The sequence below is a fragment of the Oleiphilus sp. HI0066 genome (assembly GCF_001635725.1).
This window is the reverse complement of the sequence record NZ_LWFH01001171.1, coordinates 1-1,084: the sequence shown is the minus strand read 5'-3', so window position 1 is coordinate 1,084 and position 1,084 is coordinate 1. Positions and strand designations below refer to the sequence as shown.

Genomic DNA, 1,084 nt, shown 5'->3' with positions numbered 1-1,084 from the left:
TTCGGCACATTGGTGGTTGCGGGTTCTATTCTTTGGATTAAGCCGTCGAAGCGCGAATTGCGTATCACTGCTTTACGGCAAGAGGCGATGAAGAAGGGATTGCGGGTTCGTCTTGTTGACGAAAAACTCAAGGATAAGTTTTTTCCATGGCTTGATGACTATCGCGGTTATGTGATCTACGAAACACATCAATTACCTGTAAAAGAAGGGCGAGGGATGAAGGCAGCTCAGGTGCATAGCAGTGCTGAATTGCATGAACTCGATCGTCGAAACATGGATGGTGATCAAGCTCGTGTGTTGGCAAATCAGGAACATATTCCAAATCAAATTAGTGGGGTAGTGCTTTATCCTGATGGGGTAGGTCTGTTGTGGGATGAAAGTGGTGACGCAGAAGATATAGACGGCTTACTGGAATGTATTAAGCAATTACATTCGGCTTGCTGAGTTTGAGATCATAAAAAAAGGGGGCGCTGCGTAAAGCAATAGCCCCCTTTTTTTGTTTCAGCTAGTCTTAAATCTTGCTAGCTAGCTGAAGGTTTTCAATAATCTTTTTGGAATATAGGTTAACGATAAAGTTAACGCGGTTCTCGTTGTAGTTTACGAGTGACGGTTGAATAAACTCCCACTTAGTCTTGGCAGAGTCGAGAAGTTTCGCTGCTTCTGGGTTGCCTTGCTCGCTAAGCAATCCATTGAGTGTTCCGTCGAAATCTTTCGCAAGGACATCTAAAGTAATGTCCGACTCATCTTCACGCGAATATACTTGGCTCACTGTCGATGTGCTTCGTGCGGAGTATTTGGTCATCATTAAGGCAACCATCTTCGCAGCATTATGGCTTTCGTTTTCTTTCGATACGTCGTCGCTTGCTGTTTGCTCGGCAATCGATTTGTATAAAATATTCAGCGCATCATTGAATGATATATTGTAGTTTGCCAGTTCACCGACCAAGCGAAGGTCGGTGTAACCTGTGTCATTCACCACTTCAATATTTTCGTTCAATGAGTCTTCATAGGTAAGCCATGCGTCACGAGCGGCATCAACTTGAGAGATTAAATCTGAATCTGACAGCGCTCCAGCGATATCGAT

General features: G+C 44.1%; 2 pseudogenes. One reads left to right on the top strand and one right to left on the bottom strand.

Annotated elements, in window-relative coordinates:
- A pseudogene (locus tag A3738_RS31190) lies at positions 1-444 on the top strand (hypothetical protein); the annotation flags it as partial.
- Positions 445-511: 67 nt separating this feature from the next.
- On the opposite strand, the pseudogene A3738_RS31185 reads toward A3738_RS31190, so the two are convergent.
- Positions 512-1,084: pseudogene (locus A3738_RS31185) on the bottom strand (hypothetical protein); the annotation flags it as partial.